Source organism: Gallibacterium genomosp. 2 (genome assembly GCF_000771895.1).
Classification (GTDB): domain Bacteria; phylum Pseudomonadota; class Gammaproteobacteria; order Enterobacterales; family Pasteurellaceae; genus Gallibacterium.
In genome coordinates this window covers 21,288-42,714 of the sequence record NZ_JPXY01000031.1, presented here as the reverse complement: position 1 = coordinate 42,714, position 21,427 = coordinate 21,288, and the positions used below count along the sequence as shown (strand labels likewise).

Below are 21,427 nucleotides of genomic sequence, written 5' to 3'. Positions count from 1 at the left end.
GTGGTCGTGGTCGTGGTCATGGTCGTGATCGTGGTCGTGAGCTGAAGTTTCGCCTAATAACGATTCAATACCGGCTAATTTACTGATAGTTAATACGCTGGTTGCATCACGTTGTGCAATAGATTTTTCTAAAAAAGCATCAATATCTTTGCCGATCCAAAGTACAAATTCAGCATCACGAACTCGTTTTGCATCAGAAGGTTTCATATTGTAATCGTGTGGCGAAGCACCGGCAGGAATAAGTATTTGCGTTTTTGTTACGCCATCAGCAATTGATGAGGCAATGAAACCAAGTGGCCGCACCGAAGTTAAAATATCGGCATTAGCAAATGTGGTAGCGGATATAGCTGAAAGAGCTATGGTGAATTTACTTAATTTATTTATTAATAACTTACACATACTATTTCCTCTTGATGATTAAATGGGGAAAATACACTATGCTTTTTTATCCGATAAAGCAAGTTGTTTTAGTTATTTTAAGTGGAAATATTGTCAGGAGAATAATGCCAAGTTTGCATTAATAATGGGATAGCTTGTGTTAATTCTGTGCTGCTTAGATTGCCAAAACCGAGCGAAAACAGGCGTTTTTGTTGTTGGTTAAAAATCGGGTAAAGTTTGATTTGTGCCTGTTCCGCTAAGGTTGTCAGTTCATCTAGTGTTCTGTGGTCATTGAAAAGCTCAATTAATAAGTAAAAACCGGATTGGGTGCCGTAATAATGGATGTTTCGCCGATAGGGTTGTAGTAATTGGCATAATAATTCCATACGTTTACGGTAATGTGTGCGCATACGTTGGATATGGCGTTCAAAATCACCGCTTTGCATTAAATTTGCCACCAGATGTTGATTAATACGAGGAACGGTGCAATTAAATTGTCCGCATACTTGTTGATAATGTTTGAGTAAATGTGGTGGCAATACCATAAAACTTAGGCGTAATGAGGGCATTAACAGTTTGGAAAACGAGCCAAGATAGATCACTTTTTCGGCGTGATCCAAACTTTGTAATGCTGGAATTGGTCGCCCTTGATAGCGGAATTCACTGTCATAATCATCCTCTATGATGTAACGATTTTTTTGTTTTTTTGCCCATTCAAGGAGCTGATGGCGTTCATTAATGGACAGCACATTGGCATAAGGATATTGATGCGAAGGGGTTGCATACAGAATATTGATATTGTGTTTTTCAAGCAATTCGAGATTAATTTTTTGTGAATCATTAATAATGGGTAATTTAATGATCTCTTTATGAATAATGGTTAAGAGCTTTTCTACTGCGGTATAACCGTACTGCTCCATTGCGTATTTAAATGGTTGTTTCTCTTGTAAATGATCAAATAGCCAACATAATTGAGTCATTGCTGTTTCCGCACCTGCAATGATAATAATCTGTTCAATTTGACAACGTACTCCCCTAGCGGAATAAAGATAATGTTTGAGCTGTTCGCGTAAATAACGGTCGCCCTGTTTTTCGCCAAGACAGAGCAGTTGTTGTAACTGGTGATTGCTTAAGCGGCGTAGCTGTTTTTTCCAGAGATTAAGCGGAAAGGTTTGGGTATCGATAGCGTTGGGATTGAAATCAAAGCGATACATTTTGTCTGTTTTTGATGCTTGATCGGTTTTAAGCGGCAGATCGTTATGAAATAGTTGTTGATGATCAAAACAGACTTTAAACCTCGCACGTGGTTGCGCTTCAATATAGCCTTCAGCCTGTAATTGTGCATAAGCTGCTTCAATCGTGCTAAGGCTAACCAATAAGGATTTTGCTAAGTGGCGTTTTGACGGTAGCTTTTCGCCCAATGCCAAGATGCCGGCACTAATATCTTTTTTAAGTTGTTGATAAAGTTGTAAATAGAGCGGCGTATCACTGTTTTTATTAAGTTTTAAATGGATTTCGTTCATTTAATTTTTAAATCTGATCTGGTTAAATTTATTAAAACTGATACTTTTAATCATATCTGAATAGCGAAAAATAACAACCGCATAACAATTCAATTATCGAAGCAAGGAGAAAAAAATGAATAAGATTGTTGGAAGTGATGTGGTAAAACGCGGTATGGCGCAGATGCAAAAAGGCGGTGTGATTATGGATGTCGTCAATGCAGAGCAAGCAAGAATCGCAGAAGCAGCGGGTGCGGTTGCGGTAATGGCGTTGGAGCGTGTGCCGTCAGATATTCGTGCTGCCGGCGGTGTTGCACGAATGGCGAATCCTAGAATTGTCAAAGAGGTAATGAATGCGGTTTCCATTCCGGTAATGGCAAAAGTCAGAATCGGTCATATCACTGAAGCAAGAGTACTGGAAGCAATGGGCGTTGATTATATTGATGAAAGTGAAGTGTTAACGCCGGCGGATGAGGAGTTTCATTTATTAAAAAGTGAGTATACCGTGCCGTTTGTTTGCGGTTGCCGTGACCTTGGCGAAGCATTGCGCCGTATCGGCGAGGGTGCGGCAATGTTGCGTACCAAAGGTGAACCGGGAACCGGCAATATCGTGGAAGCGGTGCGTCATATGCGCAAAGTGAATGCTCAAGTGCGTAAAGTGGTGGCAATGAGTGAAGATGAGTTGATGACAGAAGCTAAAAATTTAGGTGCGCCTTATCAGTTGTTATTACAAATTAAACAACAAGGACGTTTGCCGGTAGTGAATTTTGCGGCGGGTGGTGTGGCAACGCCGGCGGATGCAGCGCTAATGATGGCGTTGGGCGCAGACGGTGTGTTTGTTGGTTCAGGTATTTTTAAATCGGAAAATCCGGAAAAATTTGCTAAAGCGATTGTGCAAGCGACCACCTATTACCAAGATTATGATTTGATTGCGCGTTTATCAGAAGATTTAGGCGAAGCAATGAAGGGCATTGATATTGCTAAATTAAGTTTAGAAGAACGGATGCAGGAACGAGGTTGGTAATATGAGTGGCAATCAAGGTTATCGGATCGGCGTATTAGCCTTGCAAGGCGCGGTAAGTGAACATATTGCGCAGTTGCAAAAGTTGGGCGTGGATGCGATAGCGATTAAACAGCCGGCAGAATTGGACGGTTTAGACGGATTAGTGTTGCCTGGCGGTGAAAGCACGGTAATCGGCAAATTGATGCGTGATTATGGCTTTATTAAGGCGATCAAGAAATTTGTGAAACAGGGGAAAGCGGTTTTTGCCACTTGCGCCGGAATGATTTTATTGGCGAAAGAGATTGTCGGCGGTGAAAAGCCCTATTTATCATTGTTGGATATTTCGGTGCGTCGTAATGCATTTGGCAGACAAGTGGACAGTTTTCAAACCTATTTAGATGTTAACGGTTTATCATCACCTTTTCCGGCAATTTTTATCCGCGCGCCTTATGTGGAAACATTGTTATCGCCAGAGGTGGAAGTCTTGGCTGAAATTGGTAAACGTCCCATTTTAGTAAAGCAGGGCAATTTATTGGCTTGCTCTTTTCATCCGGAATTAAGCGCAGATGAACGTGTTATGCAGCTGTTTTTACAGCTGGTAGCACAGAAATAAAATGTTTAAAAAAGTAGGTTCGCCGATTGGGGCGAACCTACTGTTCCTCGATATTTCTATTGTTCCTTGATTTTCTACTATTTCCAATAACGAAGTCGATTGGCATTAATTACAACCGTAATTGAACTGCACGCCATCGCCAATGCTGCCCACATTGGGTTTAATAAACCGAATGCCGCAACCGGAATTAAAATAATGTTATAAATAAAGGCAAAAAATAGACTTAATTTAATATTGTTAAAGATAGCTTTGGCGATACGAATCGCATTGACTAATGTCATCAAATTAGTATTGAGCAAAGTTAAATCCGCTGTTTCCATTGAAACTTTGGCACCGTTGCCCATTGCAATCGAAACATCCGCCATCACAAATGCCTGTGCATCATTCACGCCATCGCCGACCATTGCGGTAATGCCGTTTTGACGACTTTGGCTGATTTGTTCTGCTTTCTGTTGCGGCGAGGCTTGCGCAATCACCCGTGTAATGCCGAGCTGTTTGGCAAAAGCCTCTGCAGTTTGGTGATTGTCACCGGTCAACATTGTGCAATCAATCTGCTGTTGTTTAAGTTGTTGCAATGCGATTGAGGCATCCTGTTTGATCTGATCGCTGATCGCAAACACATTAATTACCTTTTTGCCGTTGGCTAAAAAGACTAAGCTAGCGGCAAGTTGTAATTGTTGCTGAATAAAAGTTTGGCAAGGTTGCAGATCTACCTGTTGTTCCTGCATAAAACTTAAACTGCCCAAAAGCCATTGCTGTTGTTCAATGGTCGCTTGCAATCCTTTTCCGGCAATCACATTGACTTGTTTAATTGTCGGCAAAACGGCAGATTGCTGTTGTGCAAATTGGATAATTGCTTGGGCCAAAGGATGTGCCATATTTTGTTCAATTGCGGCGGCAATGGCGAAACTTTCACGATTCTGTTGCCAAACAGCGGTTACTTGTGTATTTCCGCTGGTGAGCGTGCCGGTTTTGTCAAAGAAAATATGTTTGACTTGGCTAAGGTGCTGTAATCCGTTTGCCTCTTTTACCAAAATGCCCAATTTAGCCGCTTGTCCTGTTCCGACAATAATAGACATTGGGATTGCCAATCCTAATGCACAAGGGCAAGAGATTACCAATACTGAAATTGCAGCCAAGGTAGCGGCACTAATATCTGCACCATTGAACAACCACAAACAGAAAGTCAAGGTGGCGATAAGTAAAACGGTTGGCACAAAAATGGCAGCAATTTTATCAACCAGTGTCGCTAACTGCGGCTTAGAGGTTTGCGCCTGATCGATTGTCCGAATCATTTGTGCCAATGTGGTGTTGCGACCGGTTTGCGTTGCCAACATCTGCCCACCGCCATTGCTGACCAAGGTTCCGGCGGTAACGATATCACCGATATTTTTCTTTATCGGTTGAGATTCACCGGTCAGAATTGCTTCATTTACCCAAAGTTCGCCCGAATTGAGCTTGCCATCAACCGGAATTTTATCGCCGGTTTGTAATTGCAATAGCATCTGCGGCTGTACTTGTTTGGTCGGAATCGTTTTGGTCTGTCCGTTTTCAATCACCGTGCTTTGTTGCGGCAAAAGATCCATTAAAGCAGATAAGGCTGTACTTGCGGATTTTTTACCACGACTTTCTAAAATTTTGCCGATATTGACGAAACCAATCACCATTAAACCGGAATCCAGATAAAGATGATGTTGCGTAAATTGATGCGGAAAGAGAATAATCAGCAGTGAAAGCAGTAAGCTGGTTAATGCGCCCAGTGTCACCAAGGTATCCATTGATGTTGTCTTGTGCAATAAATTCGTCCAAGCGCGCACAAAAAAGTGTTTGCCTGAATAATAAATAGCAGCAATTACCAATAAACTTAGCAGCAAATAGAAAGCTTGATAACCAACAGGATGCGCTTGACCAAACCGTTCATATGATGGCAGTAGCTTTAACCACATAGCAATCATTAAGCCGAAACCGACAACCAATGCCACTGTGGTTTGTCTGATTTTATGCTGAATATCTTGTTGATATTTTTGCTCAATTTTTTGCGCACGAGTGATTTCATCTTCCAGCAGCTCCGCTTGATAACCGGCAGCGGTAACCGCTTGCGAGATTTGATCGCTATCTCCACCAACCACGGCAGCAGTGTTGTCAGCCAAATTTACCCTAACCTGTTCAACTTGAGAGACTTTTCGGATTGCTTTTTCAACTTTAGCAACACAGGCAGCACAGGACATACCACTAATCAGAAATAGCTGTTCATTTTCTTGTGGAGTGCTAGGTGATAGTGCGTCAGCCGTTATTGTTTCAGTTTCAACGTGTTGTGGCTGACAGGATTCAACACGTTGAGAGGCTACTTTGCCGAATAACCGGCTTGCTCCACGCAATGGATTAAGGTTTCTAAAGCGGCATCGCCATAAATTTTCGCTGAAGTTTTTTCTACATCGACAAACACCACATCAGGCAATTTTTCAAGCGCATTTTTTACGCTGTTAACGCAATGTTGGCAATTAAGACCCGATAAAGATAAGGTTTGAGCCGGCTCGCTAGCAACTTCGGCTTGATAACCGGCGTCAACCACGGCTTTGATTAAGGCTTCACTGTCGGCATTTCCTTCGACATAGGCATAATGCAGAGAAACTTTTACGTTTTCGACACCGGCTACGGCGGAAAGCGCATTAGTTACACTTTTTACACAATGTTGGCAAGAGAGATCAGAAAGTTTTAATAGTGTCATTTTTATTCTCCATATATTTTGTATTTTTTTGTTGGTATTGAGTTCAGGCTGTGTAGCGAACTCATCAAACGGTGCTACAATAAACCTTCCTGTAAGGTTAAAGTCAAGGAGAAAAGATGTATATTAATGAAGTAGCTAAATTGACTAATCTGAGTGCGAAAGCAATCCGATTTTATGAACAGAAAGGTTTGATTGCGCCGCCAGATCGGAGTGTTAATGGTTATCGCCAATATAATATGCAGCATATTGAAGCATTAAATTTGATTCGTGAAGCGAGAGAAATAGGGTTTTCTCTGCTGGAATGTGAACAATTATTGGCGTTGTATCGCAATCCTCACCGACGAAGTGCAGATGTTAAGGCGCAAACTTTAGCGAAGATTGACGAAATTGATGCTCAGATTGCCAAATTGCAACAAATGCGGACTAAATTGAGTGCATTAGCGGCGCAATGTCCGGGAGATGATAGTGAAAATTGCCCGATTATCAATTCCTTAAGCGGACAATATTGTTGCCACAAAACTTGATTATTGAACAACCAGTAATCCCATACAGCCTTTATCTGAGAGTAATAGATTGGATGCCCCAAAAATAAATGGATAGGAGTTGGAAGAAGGATTATCAAATTGCACTAAAATGCGGGTTTCGCCTTCTACCCAAACGGTATCTGTCCAAGCCAACATCTCTTTTTTGTTGCGTTCGCCGTTTTGCTGTTCGATCAGGAATTTCGCCCCTTGTAATTGGAAGCCGGTGGCTTGATCGGCAGTGAGTACCCAACGTTCAACGCTGTTTAATTGCGCAAAAATATCAATACGGCGAGGATCAAAACGGCGTTGATTGATCATTGCATCTTGGGTACTTAAATGGATGTGTCGCTCTTTTTGCGGTGAAAGCGGCAACCCCAGTTTGGCATCCGGCAAAGTCGGTTTTTGTTGAGCAAAAGCGGAAGCTAAACCTTGCGGACGCAACTCGACAACAAGATTATTTTCCAGATGATCGGACATTCCCAGCCAACCCCTTACTTTATCAATAATATTTGCCGAATCGCCGGCAAGCAGACGTAACGGTTTGTTTTGATTGGTATTGACCAAAATTTCAGCACGTTCGCCCGGTGCCAATAACAATACTTTTTGTTCGAGTGGCTGCGGAAGAAATCCTAATCCGGAAGCAATTTTGAAGAAAGGTTGCTGGTTATCTAAGTGCAGATAATATGGGCGTGAAACCGAAGCATTTAACAAACGAAGACGAATAAAACCGCGTGCAACATTGATAAACGGATTACGTTGTCCATTAACAAACAGTTGTTTACCTAAAAACGAATTTTTCTCTAGATTAAAGACTTGCTGACCATCATAATTTAAAGAAATATCCTGTAATATCAATGGAATATCATTTTCACCATATTTATTCGGTAATAAACCTTTTTTGCTTTCTTCATCTTCAATAATCCACATTCCGATTAAGCCTCGATAGCTTTGATAAGCGGAACGACCAATGGTATCACTGTGATACCAACAGGTTGATGCGGATTGTTTGATCTGAATGATCGGCGACCAAGAGCTGTTGGGTGCCAAATTACGATTAATGCTGCCTGAAACCTCGCCGTTAGCTTGTAAACCTTGAATATTGATCGCAATAGCTTCGCTTAAATTATTTCGATAAGTAAGACGCAAAAAATCATTCTGTTTCATTTTGATGGTCGGACCTAAGTAAAAACCGTTAAATCCCCAAGCATCAACTTTATTGTTATTAAAGGCTTTTTTGACATTACGAGCATTCAGTAAAATCGGCGAACCACGACCGACAGAAGTTAAAGGAGGAATCCAGAGAGGAGGATTGCTATCAGCCCTAACGGTACAAGGCAAAACATTGCCGGCAACAATTGCTAAAGAACCTTGTAAAAAGCGGCGACGTGAATAATTTCCCATAATTTCCTCCTCTTTTTGACTAGGATTTTTGTTGTTTTTGTGCGATTTCGGCATCAAGTTCAGCAATACGCTTAGCCATTAGATCGTGACAATTTTGCGCAAAATTGCGTACGGTTTCTCTATTGTACGCTTTGCTGTCGATTGGCGGTAACATTTCGCAAATTACGGTGCCGTTATGCCAACGATTAAGATCAATTTTATTATGTGTTGATGAACAAACAACCGGAACAACCGGAACACCGGCTTCAACAGCAGCATAAAATGCGCCGGTTTTAAATGGCAATAAACCGCGACCGCGGCTGCGTGTACCTTCGGGGAACATCCAGATTGAAAGATTATCTTTATGAATGCGTTTAGCCAGGGTTGTCATTGTGTTGTGGGCTTTACTGCGATTTTCTCGATCAATAAAAATATTACCGGTAATCCAGTAAAGTACGCCGAAAAATGGGATCCAAATTAGGCTTTTTTTCCCAACACTGACAGTACGAGGCATTACCATATGAGAAATAGTAACCATATCATAATTATTTTGGTGGTTACCGACATAAATACAACGTTCAAATTTGTCTGCACCTTGAGGATAACGATATTCGACTTTCAGCCCGAAAAGTGGGTGGAGACGAGCAAACCAGTGTGCAAATACCGCCACATTGTTCGGATTTTTAAAATTAATTAATGAATAAAGAGAACCAATGATACAGATTAAAATACAACAAATAGCGACTACAATAATACGAATTACTTTAAGCATAGCTTATCCCTCACATAAATTAGCGCAAGTATAGCGAAATTAGGGGAACAAGTACAAAAGAACAAAGCGTTTATGCGGAAAATGCTTTATAGTATTTCCTTTCTTGATTAATGATAAATAGAAGATGGATAAACCGATTTATTTTATTGCTGATTTACATTTGAGTATGCAATCGCCGCATTTACTTGCATTGTTTCGTTATTTTATGACGGAAAAAGCTCCGGAGGCGCAAGCGTTATATATTTTAGGTGATTTGTTCGATTTTTGGGTAGGAGATGATGAGCATTCGAAGCAGATTGATGAAATTAAACAATTATTGCTCGATCTGACATCAAAGGGGATTGCTTGTTATTTTTGTCACGGTAATCGTGATTTTCTGATTGGAAAGAAATTCGCACAAGAAACCGGCGTACAGTTACTGCCGGAATATCAAAAATTGGCGTTGTTTGGTGTGGCAACATTGGTCTGTCACGGTGATACGCTTTGTTCCGATGATATAGCCTATCAAAAATTCCGCAAGAGAGTTCATCAGCGTTGGTTACAAAAATTGTTTCTCTGTTTGCCATTGCAATGGCGGATTGATTTAGCACAACGAATTCGCCGTCAGAGTCAGTATGATAAAAAGGAAAAATCATTGCAGATTATGGATGTAAATGCGCAAACTGTAACGGAAATATTTGATAAGTTTCAAGTAGAACAAATTATTCACGGACACACGCATCGTCAAGCAATTCATTATTTAGAAAATGGCAGGAAACGGATTGTTTTGGGTGATTGGCGTGATAAATTATCAGTTTTTGTGGTTGAAAAAGATAAAGCAGGCTATTTTTTGAATTTAGGATTGCCGGAAGAGTATGGAAGTATAAAAGAAACATAAAAAAGAAAGCCCATAGTTTTACTATGGGCGAAATTCTTTTGGCATAAAGACTAAATTTCATAAAAGGAGACAAATAAAACATAGTACCAAAAGAAAAAATTTGGCTCCTCCTGCTGGACTTGAACCAGCGACATATGGATTAACAGTCCACCGTTCTACCGACTGAACTAAGGAGGAATAGCCCCATTGGGCAATGCGGGCGAGATTTTATTGATTTTGCTCGTCTTTGTCAACAGTTTGCCATTATCTAATTTTTGCGATAGCACAAAATTATTTTGCCTCACTTATACTGATTATCAACAAAATCAGTTTAATTATGTTATTCCTTTTCTTATTTTTAGCACGAAGATCATTAAAGATAGGTGTATTTTGTGATCTTGATCTCAATTTGGGAACGTTCCCATTGTGTAAAACTTCATCATTGGTTATGCTGTTACTGGTTAATTTAGTTGATTAGATTAGATCTTGAGGACACTATGGCAAAAAAAATTGATCCGCAAAATATCACCAAGTTGATTACATTAATAGGCGGTAAAGATAACATTGCGTCGGCGACACATTGTATTACAAGGTTACGTTTTGTACTGAACGATACGGCGAAAGCAGATGTTAAAGCAATAGAAGATTTACCAATGGTAAAAGGTTGTTTTACTAATGCTGGACAATTTCAGGTGGTAATTGGACCCGAAGTAGATTTGTATTACAAAGAATTAGTGAAACAGACTTCAATTAGTGAAGTGAGTAAAGATGATGTTAAAACAGCTGCTAGGCAAAATATGAAATGGCACGAACGCTTAATTTCCCATTTTGCGGAAATTTTTATTCCGCTATTGCCGGCATTGATTAGTGGAGGTTTGATTCTGGGTTTCCGTAATGTTATCGGCGATATTCCTTTATCGGATGGCAAGACGTTGGTACAGACAAGCCCAATGTGGCAAACCATTTATGATTTCTTATGGTTAATTGGTGAAGCAATTTTCTTCTATTTACCGGTCGGTATCTGTTGGTCTACAGTGAAAAAAATGGGAGGTTCACCGATATTAGGTATTGTATTAGGTGTTACCTTGGTTTCTCCGCAATTAATGAATTCCTATGGTTTAGGAACACAAATACCGGATGTTTGGGATTTTGGTTTATTTACGATTGATAAAGTCGGTTATCAAGCGCAAGTGATTCCTTCCATTATGGCTGGTTTAACCTTAGGTTGGTTGGAAACACGTTTAAGAAAGATTGTGCCGGATTCATTGAATCTTGTGATTGTGCCTGTTGTTTCATTGATTATCGCTGTCTTTTTAGCACATTCCATTATTGGACCTATCGGACGCGAAATTGGCAACGGCGTGGCTTATGTGGTTCGTGCCGCAATGACTGGCAGTTTTGCACCAATCGGCGCAGCATTATTTGGTTTCCTTTATGCGCCATTGGTTATTACCGGAGTGCATCAAACCACATTAGCGATTGATATGCAGATGATTCAAAGTATGGGCGGAACACCGGTGTGGCCACTGATTGCATTATCGAATATTGCTCAAGCTTCAGCCGTGTTGGTCAGCAAGAAAGCCAATGAACGCGAAATTTCAGTGCCGGCAGCAATCTCCGCTTATTTAGGAGTAACAGAACCGGCAATGTACGGTATCAATTTAAAATATCGTTTCCCTATGCTATGCGCAATGATTGGCTCTGCGTTTGCGGCATTGCTTTGTGGTTTCAGTGGCGTGTTGGCAAATGGTATCGGAGTAGGCGGTTTGCCGGGAATTTTATCGATCAAACTGCAATTCTGGTTGATTTATGCATTAGCAATGCTGATTGCCATTATTGTCCCATTGGTTTTAACCGCTATTGTTTATAAACGTAAAGCCGCAAATGGCACTTTATAAGGAGATAATTATGCAGCAGGCTTCTCAACAACAATGGTGGAAAACAGGCGTTATTTACCAAATTTACCCAAAAAGTTTTCAGGATACGACCGGCTCGGGCACCGGTGATATTAATGGTATTACGCAGCACTTGGATTATTTAAAAAATTTGGGTGTGGATGCCATTTGGATTACACCAATTTATGTTTCGCCACAGGTCGATAATGGTTATGACGTTGCTGATTACTGTGCGATTGATCCGAGTTACGGTTCAATGGTGGACTTTGAAAATTTAGTTGAACAGGCACATCAGCGAAATATCAGAGTGATTATGGATATGGTGTTCAATCATACTTCAACTGAACATCAATGGTTTAAACAGGCACAAGATATTAATAGTAAATATCACGATTTTTATATTTGGCGAGGCGAGCATAAAGATAAATTGCCGAATAATTGGCGTTCCAAATTCGGCGGTAATGTGTGGCAATGGAGCGAAAAAGTAGGCAAGCATTATTTGCATCTTTTTGCAACAGAACAGGCCGATTTAAATTGGGAAAATCCGAAAGTGCGTGCCGAATTGAAAAAGATTTGCCACTTTTGGGCAGATAAAGGGGTTGACGGTTTAAGATTGGATGTGATTAATCTGGTCTCTAAAGATCAGCGTTTTCCGAATGATGATCAAGGCGATGGTCGCCGTTTTTATACCGATGGACCGCGTATTCACGAATTTATGCAGGAACTAAGTCGAGATGTTTTTCAACCAAGAGGCTTAATGACGGTTGGAGAAATGTCTTCAACTAGTTTGCAACATTGTCAGCAATATGCCAATTTGCAAGAAACGGAACTTTCAATGACGTTTAATTTCCATCATTTGAAAGTGGATTATCCAAACGGTGAAAAATGGAGTTATGCGAAACCGGATTTTGTTGAATTAAAAAGGATTTTCCATTATTGGCAGTGCGGAATGAATGGTAAAGCGTGGAATGCATTGTTTTGGTGTAATCACGATCAACCTCGCATTGTTTCACGTTTTGGAGATGAGGGGACATTACGAATAGTTTCTGCAAAATTATGGGCAATGATTTTACACGGTCTTCAAGGTACGCCTTATATTTATCAAGGTGAGGAAATCGGGATGACCAATCCGAATTTTACTTCACTAAATCAGTATCGTGATGTGGAAAGCCTAAATATGTATCAGGAATTACAGAACAAAGGTGTACCTGAAGCATTGTTGCTGAAAATTTTAGCGCAGAAATCGCGTGACAACAGTCGCACTCCAATGCAATGGAATCAAGATAAAAACGCCGGTTTTAGTGAGGGAGAAAGCTGGATTGAAGTTGCCGGAAATTATCAACAGCTGAACGTACAACAAGCCTTGGCAGACAGAAACTCTGTATTTTATTGTTATCAACGCTTAATTGCATTACGAAAACAGTACCCGATTTTTACGGAAGGTAATTATCAGGATTTATTGCCGGAATCTGATTCTTTGTGGTGTTATCGACGGGAAAGTGAGGATAGCTGTTTATTTGTGTTGGCAAATTTAACTGACAAAGAACTGCTGTTCAATTTAGATAGAGAAATGGATATTACACAGTACCAAATCTTGCTGAATAATTATGATGAAATTTGCTGTCAGACGGAAACGATCAAGTTAAAACCTTATCAGGCTATCTATTTATTAAGATAGACAGCACATAGAAAGGTGTTGCTTTTAGGCAGCACCTTTCTCATTGTTAGCCAACAAAGGCTGCATTGTCGCGCCATCTATCATCACATCGGCTAACGTATATTTAGATAACGTTTCATAAAAAGAGTTGAATGCATCATTTAATGCCAATGGCAGACGACAGCTCGGTGCGATACAACACTTATTTTTATCTCCCAAGCATTCAACGATAGGCCCTTTTTGCTCCGCTAAACGAACAATTTTCCCTAAATTCAATTCGCTCGGCGCTCGATGTAAACGAATACCACCACCCTTACCACGAATGGATAAAATGAGATCATTTTTCGCAAGATGATGAATTACTTTCATTAGATGATTTTCAGAAATATTGTAAGCGAGCGCAATTTCCTGAATGGTGGAAAGCCTATCTTGGTGTGCTGCGAGATAAAGCAGAACACGCAAATTGTAATCAGTAAAAGTACTTAATTTCATAAATATTCTTAATTAATTAATAACAATATAAAATCTTACTCTTTCTTGATCTTATAGGCAATGTTCCGCTTTTTTTTAAAACACGTTTATTTATTTTGTATCAAGTTTTGGTATTAGATAACTTGGGTTATAGCAAAGCAAGCTATGACAAAACGTGTTATTTCATTCTCTATACCTCTACCTAAAACTGCATGAAGAAACATATCAGCAAATCCTATTTTGATATGAAATACTAATTGTTAAAAAAATAACTTTTTGTTAAATTTTTGTTTACAAAAAGTTCTTTTATATTTATAAATCATATTCGACACTTTTAAGTTGTAAGTGTCATTATCATTGTTAAGTAATCTATTAAGGAGATTTTTATGGAGAGTGCAATCGATCTTTTTGCTACAGAATTACCTACTGAACATTATGATTTCAATGATGTAGCTTGGTAATTTAAGATTAAAGGACAGAGTATGCTGTCCTTTTTTGTATATATAGGAGAGGTTTTATGGAAGATAAAGGTTACCATTATATTTTAGATGTAATTCTTAGTGATATAAATTTTCTCAAAAATGATAAGCTATTAGAAACATTTTTTTTGAAAGTGTTAAGTAAAACGAAATTTAATACTATTGGTTTTTTATCGCATAAATTTACTACAAAAGGAGAAGGTGTAACAGGTATCTTTTTGCTTAGTGAATCACATCTTTCTTATCATACTTATCCGGAAAAAAACTATTTGAGCATAGATATTTATACTTGTGGAGATAAATGCTTTTCTGCTGTAGAAGAGATAGAAGCTAAATTACCAAAGGTACAAAAAATATCTCATCGCTATATTGAACGAGGGTGTCATATTCCAGAAATAGAGAAAACAAAAAAATCATGACTATAAGGAGAGTAGTATGAATTTACGAGATAACGGTTTATTTAAGTTTGATTACCAATTTCCTGTATATAATTTTTTCTTTCCAACACAAGGAAAAAGAGTTTTTGATGAAAATATAAACGACATTCTTGGTAGAAGTAACTTTCGCATAAATTCTAGAGCTTTATATTTTCATATTCCATTCTGTGAAACTATTTGTAGTTTTTGTCCTTTTACTAGAGGTGCATATAGAGATCATGATATTGTTGATAAATATGTTAATGCTCTTATAAAAGAAATAGAGATTAAATCAAAAATAAATGATTATTTTAGTATACCGGTAAAAGCTATATTTTTTGGTGGAGGGACACCATCACTTCTATCTCCAGATAATATGATTAAAATTGGAGAAGCGATAAAAAAATATTTTCTATTATCTAAAGATTGTGAGTTTTCATTTGAGATAGAAATAAAAAGCCTTTCGTCTGATAAAGTTTTTGCCATGAAAGAAATGGGGGTTACTCATCCTAGGTTTGGGCTGCAAACATTTGATCCTAATTGGAGAAAATTATTTAATCTTACATCGACATATGAACAAATTAATTTTGCTGCTGATTTATTAAATAAAAATTTTAAAACAGTATTATTTGATATATTGTATGGAATGAATGGTCAAGATGAGGAGGAATTAATAAGGGATTTAGAAAAAGCTATTGCACTAGGAACATCTAATATTGATATTTATCCAATTGATAATGTTATGACTCAAGCAAAACTTCATAAAGCTATTCGAGATAGAGGATTACCTTTAACAACAGCTACTAGAAAATTTTCTATGAGTATGTTGATTGATTCATATATGAGAAGTAAAGGATTTATGCCTCATAATGGGCATGGATATGTTAGGGTGGATGAAGTAGATCAATCTGTAGTAACAAATAAATATAGTTTTATTTATCATGAACATGTTTATGGATATTCAGATCATGATTTACATGGGTTTGGTGTGAATGCAGTATCATCAATACGAGAGCATACTATTACTAATACATCTAGTAGACAAAACTATATAAATTCTATGATGAATGGAAAAATTCCTATGACTATTAATAAACATTCAAAGATTTTAGATGAAATGAAAGCTTTGATTATGCGGCTTCCCTATCATGGTGAAGTGGAAAAATCTAAAATAGACATGATAAATATCCCATTATCATTACAAGAAAAAATATCACAGCTTAAAAGTCATAAGTTGATTACTGAGGATAAAGAACGATTTTATCTAACAAAATTGGGGTGGTATTGGTATACAAATATTATGTTTTGGCTTATGCCAGAGTCTGAACAAATAGCGATGAAACATTTTGTTGCAAAACATCTTAATACTGAGGGAAAATTTATAGCTAAGAAGGAGTTAATTTATGTGTAATACATATATTGATTTGATTAGCTCTTATAAAGAATTTTATGAGAAACTTATTTCTTATGATACCAAAGCAAAAGGATTTTATTTTAATAAAGATAGAAAATATTGGGTTGTGTATGGATATGAAGATTGTTCAAACTTATTGAGTAATGCTTATGTTTCTAAGAAAAGAATGTTAATTCCACTAGAATTATTTGATAAGGAAAGGGATTTAGTGGAAAGGTTCTTACATCTAATTAATAAATCTATTATATTTAGAGATGATAAGAAAAGTGGTGTTGTAAGGTTGATTCATGATAATTATAAAAAAATAGATATTTTATATATTATAGAAAGACTTTTAGGGAAAGAAAAAATAATTGATGAACAAAATCTATCTAAATTAAATAATTACCTTGCAAGTTTGTTAGTAGGATTTGAAAGTGACATATCCTTAACTAAACATGCAGAGAATGTTGGAATGCTTTTCGATGGAAGAGTAAGGGATAAGGAACATTTTATTTCTATAGTAAAATCTTTTTTAATAATTTTTGATGTATTTAAAAGGTTCTATAATACTACTGATATAAATACCTCTGATATAGTTGTTACATATATTGCAGCTCATCAAACTACTATGCAACTTATTGTTGCTTCTCTTTATAATATTTATAAATTTAATTTATCAGTGACAAGAGAAAATGTTAGGGATATTATCACTGAGTCATCTCGATTGTGTAGTCCTATTTTATGTATGGGAAGAATAGTTACTCAAAATATTAATTATAAAGATTTTATTTTTAAAAAAGGGGATAGGATTATGTTTTATACTGGAATGGCTAATTTTGATCCTAATGTTTTTAAAAATCCATTTGAATTTTCTTTAAATAGATATGAAAAGCCATTATCATTTGGTTCAGGGGTACATATGTGTATTGGTATGGGAATATCTCTTAGTTTTTCTAGTAAGTGTGTTGATTTTATATGTTCTAATTATTCAATAAAAAATGTAAGTGTATTTGAGTTGATAAAAGGTGTTTCTTCTTTAGGTGCTTTTCGATTTAGTATTGAGGTGGGATAATGCGGGCATTATTAACAATTAGAAATTTCCCATCACTATTATCGTCTTTATTTATTTCAAAGCTAGGAGATTACTCTTATGAGGTTGTATTTGTTTTTATTGTTCTAGAAATTACAGGTAGTAACTATATTCTTACTGGAGTTGTGTATTTTTTTAGGTTCATTCCATTCTTATTTTTTGGTCCTATAGGTGGATGGTTGGCTGATAATAAAGATATTAAGAATACTTTACTATTTAGTGAAATAGTTAGATTGATAGTGACCTGTTTGCTTTTTATTTCATATTTTTATGAGAATATTAATATTTATATATTAATACTATCTTCTGTTCTGACTACTATCGGAAGAAGTATTTTTCAGCCAAGTTTTAGAACTGCAATTCCAAAAATTGTTTCTAATAAAAATCTAGGGTATGCAAATAGTATTTCTCAAATTGCTGAGGAAATGGCAATGGTACTTGGTCCATTAATTTGTTCTTTTATTTTATCAATAGCTGTAAATAAATCGTGGGTGTTGATGTTTAATGCAATAACTTACTTTTTATCTATTCTTATTATTTTTAATTTAAGTAAGTTAGATGCGCGAAAAAAAGAAGTGTTTAATGTTTCAAAAATATACAAAGATACGTGTTTAAGTCTTGATTATTTATATCGTGTTAATAATAAATTATTCATTGTGATTATAGGATCTGGAATTTGTATCCTGTTTACTGGTTCAGTATTACGTTTTATTATTCCAGCGGTGACGGTTTTTTTGGGTAAAGGTGAGATTTTTACTAGCTATATTTTTTCTTTAATGGCATTTGGAACTATTATTGGAGGATTAATTTATAATAAGTGTGTAAATATAGTAACGCCTAATAAATTAATGTTTTTCTGGGTTGTTTATGGTGTTATTCTTTTTTGTTTAGCTGTTTTTTCATTCTTTTCATTTGATATCTTTTTACCTTTTTCTTTTATATTGGGGGTATGTGGAGCTTTTGTGGATATAACATTGGTTACCGTAATACAAACCTATTCTGAAAAAAATAATATAGGAAAAAATTTTGGTATTTTCTCAACATTAGCTAATACTTCGGAGGCATTATCCTCCTTATTGTCAGGTGTAATTTCTATATTCAGTATTGTTTTTTCATTTGTCACATTGACATTCTTGATAGTATTAACTGGCTCAACTTGTTTAGCGTTGCTTGCAAAGGAAAAATCTGTTGATGAAACTACATTATAGTTTAGCTTAAATACAGGTAATAACTGTCTTCCTTTTAAAAGGAAGACAGCGTTATATCAAAATAATGAGATTAATAAAAATGCTAAAGCTTCTTTTGGTATTTGCTGTTGGTTAAGATAAAGTTCTCCTTCTTTTTGTTCTAAATTGAGCTGATATGCATTTTTTGTTTCAAGCAAAATGCCTTGTGTCACCTGTTGTTGCAGTTTTGTTTGCAGGATCTGTTGCAGTCTTTCCGGATTAATTGGTTCAACTTGTTTATTGTTCTCAAATATTTTGTTCATTGCGGTCGCATAATTATTAATAACCCCATTTAAGAACGGTTTTTCGAGATTTAAATGAATATTCAATGAATCAAAAAATTGATCCGGTAAGCTTTGTGTTAGATTGGTTACGGCTTGTGGTGCTGTCTGAATATTAGCCTTCAATGTTGCTTCTCCATCACTATTTTTCAATGATAATGGTGCAATCACTAATTGTGGTTGTTGATTAAATAAATTAGTGAGTGAATTATGAAGTCGAGTTTGATCATCCTTTAAACTGGCACCGAACAAATTATCTAAATCGGCACCGCTTAAATGTTTGAATTGTAATTTTAGGGTTTGTGAATAAAGTGATTGTTCATTCATTAATACATCTGCAATATCACCGTCTATATCAATAGCATAAAAGTTTCCATCTTGTGTCAATTTCACAGTGCTGCTTTGATCTTTTGAGATATTGCTGACATAGGCGGAGTTTGCCTGAGATCTAAAGTTGAACTCGGCACGTTTTATTGTGGTTTTGATGTCACCGATCGGCAAATAGCGTAAATTGGTTAATTTTAATTTTCCTTCGGAAGTTAAACCTTGTACTAAAATGTTGCTATCAATATTTTTTTGTTCCGATTGTAAAATAAAACGGAAATCATCTAAGTTAATTGAATAGTGAATATTTTTCTCCTGATCTACTTTAAGTTTGTATTCACCGCCGGACCAAACAATTTTATTTTCATCGGATTGGTATTCACCCGGTGAAAAATGAAAATTCAGATCCATAGCTTGTTGATAATCTATATCAATTTTTAATGTAAAAGGGTTGGCAGCGACGTAATTTTTTTCGCCGTTTTTCAAGTAGAAAGGCAAGTTTTTGTTTTGATTATCGGTTTGCAACGTTGATTCACTGGAAGCCATCACTGGCAGCAGTTTGAACTGACTTAATTTATTAAGCGGCAATGGGCCGTGATAAATTTTAGTTTGAATCGGATAACTATATTCATCAATATTAAGTTGATATTGAAGATCACTGAAAAAAAAGTGGCGTTCTAGCTGTACATCATCAATTTTGATCCAACCTTGTTGGTTGATGTCGTCAATTTGTTTGAGATATTGTTCTTCAATTTTTGAGCCAGTATACCAAGTGCCGCCAAGCCAGACGGCACTTATCGCAGCTAAGGCGACAACAGTAATAGTGAGTGATTTTTTTTGCATAATTTTTCCTTGTAAACGAGTGGTTTATTTGCATTGATTTTGCGGTTTATTTGCCATAATTTCAATAATTTGAAAATCAGTATGCTGCATACTTTTACAAGCAATAGCGCATAAATTATCAATGCTGCGATCAATAGTATGTTCAACAATCCCTTCATCACCGGTTACGCCGGTCTGATTAATTGCCATTAGCACCGATTTATAGGCGGAGGTTACGCTGGTTGACACTTTCATTGCACAGCTGTTGGCGGCACCGTCACACAACATTCCGCTGATATCACCAATCATACTGCTGATTGCCATTGCTGCCGTGTCAAATTTATTGGTGAGCAGGTAGGAAATACCGGCACAGCTTCCCATTGCCGCAGTAGTGACTGCACAAAGTGCGGATAGCTTAGGTAATTTGCTGTGAATAAAAATCGCGATTAAATGTGATAAAAACAGGGCGCGCGTACGCTGTTCACCGTCAATATTGAGATGATTGGCGACAACAACAACCGGCATAGTGGCGGTTATTCCTTGATTTCCGGAACCTGAGTTGCTCATTGCCGGTAACGTTGCTCCACCCATACGCGCATCAGAGGCGGCGGTTGTTTGGATCATTATACGAGAGAGCAGATCATCAGAAAGCAAACCATCGCCGATATGTTTTTGTAAGGTACGTCCGATATGTAAACCGTAATCTTGGCGTAATCCCTCTTGTGATAAGGCGGCATTAAGTGTTTCTGCCTGATTGATAAAAGTGATCTTTTCTACATCGACCTGCATTGAGAAGTCGAAAATATCTTTTGCATTAAGTTGATTAAAAATGTGATGTTGCGAAGCGTCATCTATTGTTTGAATTGGGTTTTGATACAATATCTGACCATTTTTCTCAATAGAAGTAATGCGAGTGTGTTGTTCTTCAATGATGACGCGAACCCAGTCGTTTCCGCTATAAAGTGTTGATTCTGCATATAAAATATGATCAGTCTGCTTAATGCTGACGTTAACGGCACCTGTTTGTAGCAACTGTTTTGCCTTTTCAACCTGTTGAGGCGTAATATTTTTTAACACTTCTAAACCGCTATCAGCATTGCCTCCAATGGCACCAATAGCGGCAGCAATTGGTAAGCCCACCATTCCGGTACCGGGAACAGAAACTCCTAATCCGTTTTTCATTAGGTTCGGCGATACTTTTGCGTCAATTTTTTCAATGTTGGAATGACCGAGATATTTTGCCGCCGTGGCAGAGGCTAACGCCAAAGAGATGGGTTCGGTACAACCAAGTGCTGGTACAACATCTTGCTTAACGATTTGAATAAGAGTGTGTTCAAACGGTTGTAAGTGTGAATCCATAAAATCCTCATTAAATGTGATGGTGTTATTGTCGATCAGATAATTTCGTTGATAAATATACACGTTAATCAAGCAGCTGCTAAGCCCTAACTACAATTTAACATCAAGAAAAATGGTATTGATGAAAAAAAATTAAAAAAATTTTTAAAGTTGCCCTTGAAAATTGGATTTTAAGTTCAATTTATTGTGGCACGAACGATGTGGGTTCTATGAAAGACTGAGGATTAATAAAAAATTATCCCTTGTAAATTTTAG

Annotated in this window: 19 protein-coding genes and 1 tRNA gene; 10 read left to right on the top strand and 10 right to left on the bottom strand. The window is 37.2% G+C overall.

The genetic code is table 11. The features are described from left to right. Window positions 1-399 (bottom strand): metal ABC transporter solute-binding protein, Zn/Mn family (locus P375_RS07015; protein ID WP_039135748.1); only part of this gene is annotated, 399 nt, incomplete at its 3' end. A gap of 77 nt (window positions 400-476) precedes the next feature. After that, the gene (locus P375_RS07010; protein WP_039135747.1) at window positions 477-1,901 is read right to left on the bottom strand and encodes a PLP-dependent aminotransferase family protein; all 1,425 of its coding nucleotides are present in this window, start codon (window positions 1,899-1,901) and stop codon (window positions 477-479) included. 115 nt (window positions 1,902-2,016) lie between these two features. Here P375_RS07010 and pdxS point away from each other — a divergent pair, with 115 nt between their 5' ends. After that, on the top strand, window positions 2,017-2,904 hold the full coding sequence (gene pdxS, locus P375_RS07005; protein WP_018346654.1) for a pyridoxal 5'-phosphate synthase lyase subunit PdxS: 888 nt from the start codon (window positions 2,017-2,019) through the stop codon (window positions 2,902-2,904). Between the two features lies 1 nt (window position 2,905). Continuing rightward, on the top strand, window positions 2,906-3,496 hold the full coding sequence (pdxT, locus tag P375_RS07000) for a pyridoxal 5'-phosphate synthase glutaminase subunit PdxT (RefSeq protein WP_039135746.1): 591 nt from the start codon (window positions 2,906-2,908) through the stop codon (window positions 3,494-3,496). A gap of 77 nt (window positions 3,497-3,573) precedes the next feature. Here the strand turns inward: pdxT and P375_RS06995 are convergent, their stop codons facing one another. Then, window positions 3,574-5,874, bottom strand: a complete 2,301-nt coding sequence (locus P375_RS06995; protein ID WP_039135745.1) for a heavy metal translocating P-type ATPase — start codon at window positions 5,872-5,874, stop codon at window positions 3,574-3,576. After that, window positions 5,841-6,224, bottom strand: a complete 384-nt coding sequence (locus tag P375_RS06990; RefSeq protein WP_039135744.1) for a copper ion binding protein — start codon at window positions 6,222-6,224, stop codon at window positions 5,841-5,843. Before P375_RS06990 ends, P375_RS06995 begins: the two co-directional genes overlap by 34 nt. A 116-nt stretch (window positions 6,225-6,340) precedes the next feature. Here P375_RS06990 and cueR point away from each other — a divergent pair, with 116 nt between their 5' ends. After that, the gene (gene cueR / locus P375_RS06985; protein ID WP_039135743.1) at window positions 6,341-6,748 is read left to right on the top strand and encodes a Cu(I)-responsive transcriptional regulator; all 408 of its coding nucleotides are present in this window, start codon (window positions 6,341-6,343) and stop codon (window positions 6,746-6,748) included. Here cueR and P375_RS06980 read toward each other — a convergent pair whose 3' ends face one another. Both P375_RS06980 and P375_RS06975 read right to left on the bottom strand, forming a co-directional pair. After that, complete coding sequence (locus P375_RS06980; protein WP_039135742.1) at window positions 6,749-8,149, bottom strand: multicopper oxidase domain-containing protein; 1,401 nt, start codon at window positions 8,147-8,149, stop codon at window positions 6,749-6,751. Window positions 8,150-8,168: 19 nt separating this feature from the next. After that, window positions 8,169-8,900, bottom strand: a complete 732-nt coding sequence (locus P375_RS06975) for a 1-acylglycerol-3-phosphate O-acyltransferase (protein WP_039135741.1) — start codon at window positions 8,898-8,900, stop codon at window positions 8,169-8,171. Window positions 8,901-9,024: 124 nt separating this feature from the next. On the opposite strand from P375_RS06975, the gene lpxH reads away from it, so the two are divergent. Then, the gene (gene lpxH, locus P375_RS06970; RefSeq protein ID WP_039135740.1) at window positions 9,025-9,777 is read left to right on the top strand and encodes a UDP-2,3-diacylglucosamine diphosphatase; all 753 of its coding nucleotides are present in this window, start codon (window positions 9,025-9,027) and stop codon (window positions 9,775-9,777) included. A gap of 101 nt (window positions 9,778-9,878) precedes the next feature. On the opposite strand, the gene P375_RS06965 is transcribed toward lpxH, so the two are convergent. After that, window positions 9,879-9,954, bottom strand: a tRNA-Asn gene (locus tag P375_RS06965). A 299-nt stretch (window positions 9,955-10,253) separates the two neighbouring features. Between P375_RS06965 and treB the strand changes: the two genes are divergently transcribed. Then, a complete protein-coding gene (gene treB / locus P375_RS06955) occupies window positions 10,254-11,654 on the top strand; it encodes a PTS trehalose transporter subunit IIBC (RefSeq protein WP_039135738.1) in 1,401 nt (466 codons plus the stop codon). Window positions 11,655-11,664: 10 nt separating this feature from the next. Then, the gene (gene treC, locus P375_RS06950; RefSeq protein WP_039135737.1) at window positions 11,665-13,329 is read left to right on the top strand and encodes an alpha,alpha-phosphotrehalase; all 1,665 of its coding nucleotides are present in this window, start codon (window positions 11,665-11,667) and stop codon (window positions 13,327-13,329) included. A gap of 24 nt (window positions 13,330-13,353) precedes the next feature. Here the strand turns inward: treC and P375_RS06945 are convergent, their stop codons facing one another. Next, window positions 13,354-13,800, bottom strand: coding sequence for an RrF2 family transcriptional regulator (locus P375_RS06945; protein ID WP_039081450.1), 447 nt, complete (start codon window positions 13,798-13,800; stop codon window positions 13,354-13,356). Between the two features lie 496 nt (window positions 13,801-14,296). Between P375_RS06945 and speD the strand changes: the two genes are divergently transcribed. From speD to P375_RS06925, 4 genes are read left to right on the top strand one after another with little or no spacing between them, the layout of a single operon-like run. After that, entirely contained in the window at window positions 14,297-14,677 is a 381-nt protein-coding gene (gene speD / locus P375_RS06940; protein ID WP_039135736.1) for an adenosylmethionine decarboxylase, read from the top strand. A gap of 16 nt (window positions 14,678-14,693) precedes the next feature. Further along, window positions 14,694-16,085, top strand: coding sequence for a coproporphyrinogen-III oxidase family protein (locus P375_RS06935; RefSeq protein ID WP_039135735.1), 1,392 nt, complete (start codon window positions 14,694-14,696; stop codon window positions 16,083-16,085). Next, a complete protein-coding gene (locus P375_RS12180) occupies window positions 16,078-17,142 on the top strand; it encodes a cytochrome P450 (RefSeq protein ID WP_209434490.1) in 1,065 nt (354 codons plus the stop codon). The genes P375_RS06935 and P375_RS12180 overlap by 8 nt, the downstream gene beginning before the upstream one ends. Next, entirely contained in the window at window positions 17,142-18,368 is a 1,227-nt protein-coding gene (locus tag P375_RS06925) for an MFS transporter (protein ID WP_039135734.1), read from the top strand. The genes P375_RS12180 and P375_RS06925 overlap by 1 nt, the downstream gene beginning before the upstream one ends. A 56-nt stretch (window positions 18,369-18,424) precedes the next feature. Here P375_RS06925 and P375_RS06920 read toward each other — a convergent pair whose 3' ends face one another. Both P375_RS06920 and P375_RS06915 read right to left on the bottom strand, forming a co-directional pair. Continuing rightward, window positions 18,425-19,834, bottom strand: a complete 1,410-nt coding sequence (locus P375_RS06920) for a YdgA family protein (RefSeq protein ID WP_039135733.1) — start codon at window positions 19,832-19,834, stop codon at window positions 18,425-18,427. A gap of 24 nt (window positions 19,835-19,858) precedes the next feature. Continuing rightward, entirely contained in the window at window positions 19,859-21,172 is a 1,314-nt protein-coding gene (locus P375_RS06915; protein ID WP_039135732.1) for a serine dehydratase subunit alpha family protein, read from the bottom strand. Between the last annotated feature and the right edge of the window lie 255 nt (window positions 21,173-21,427).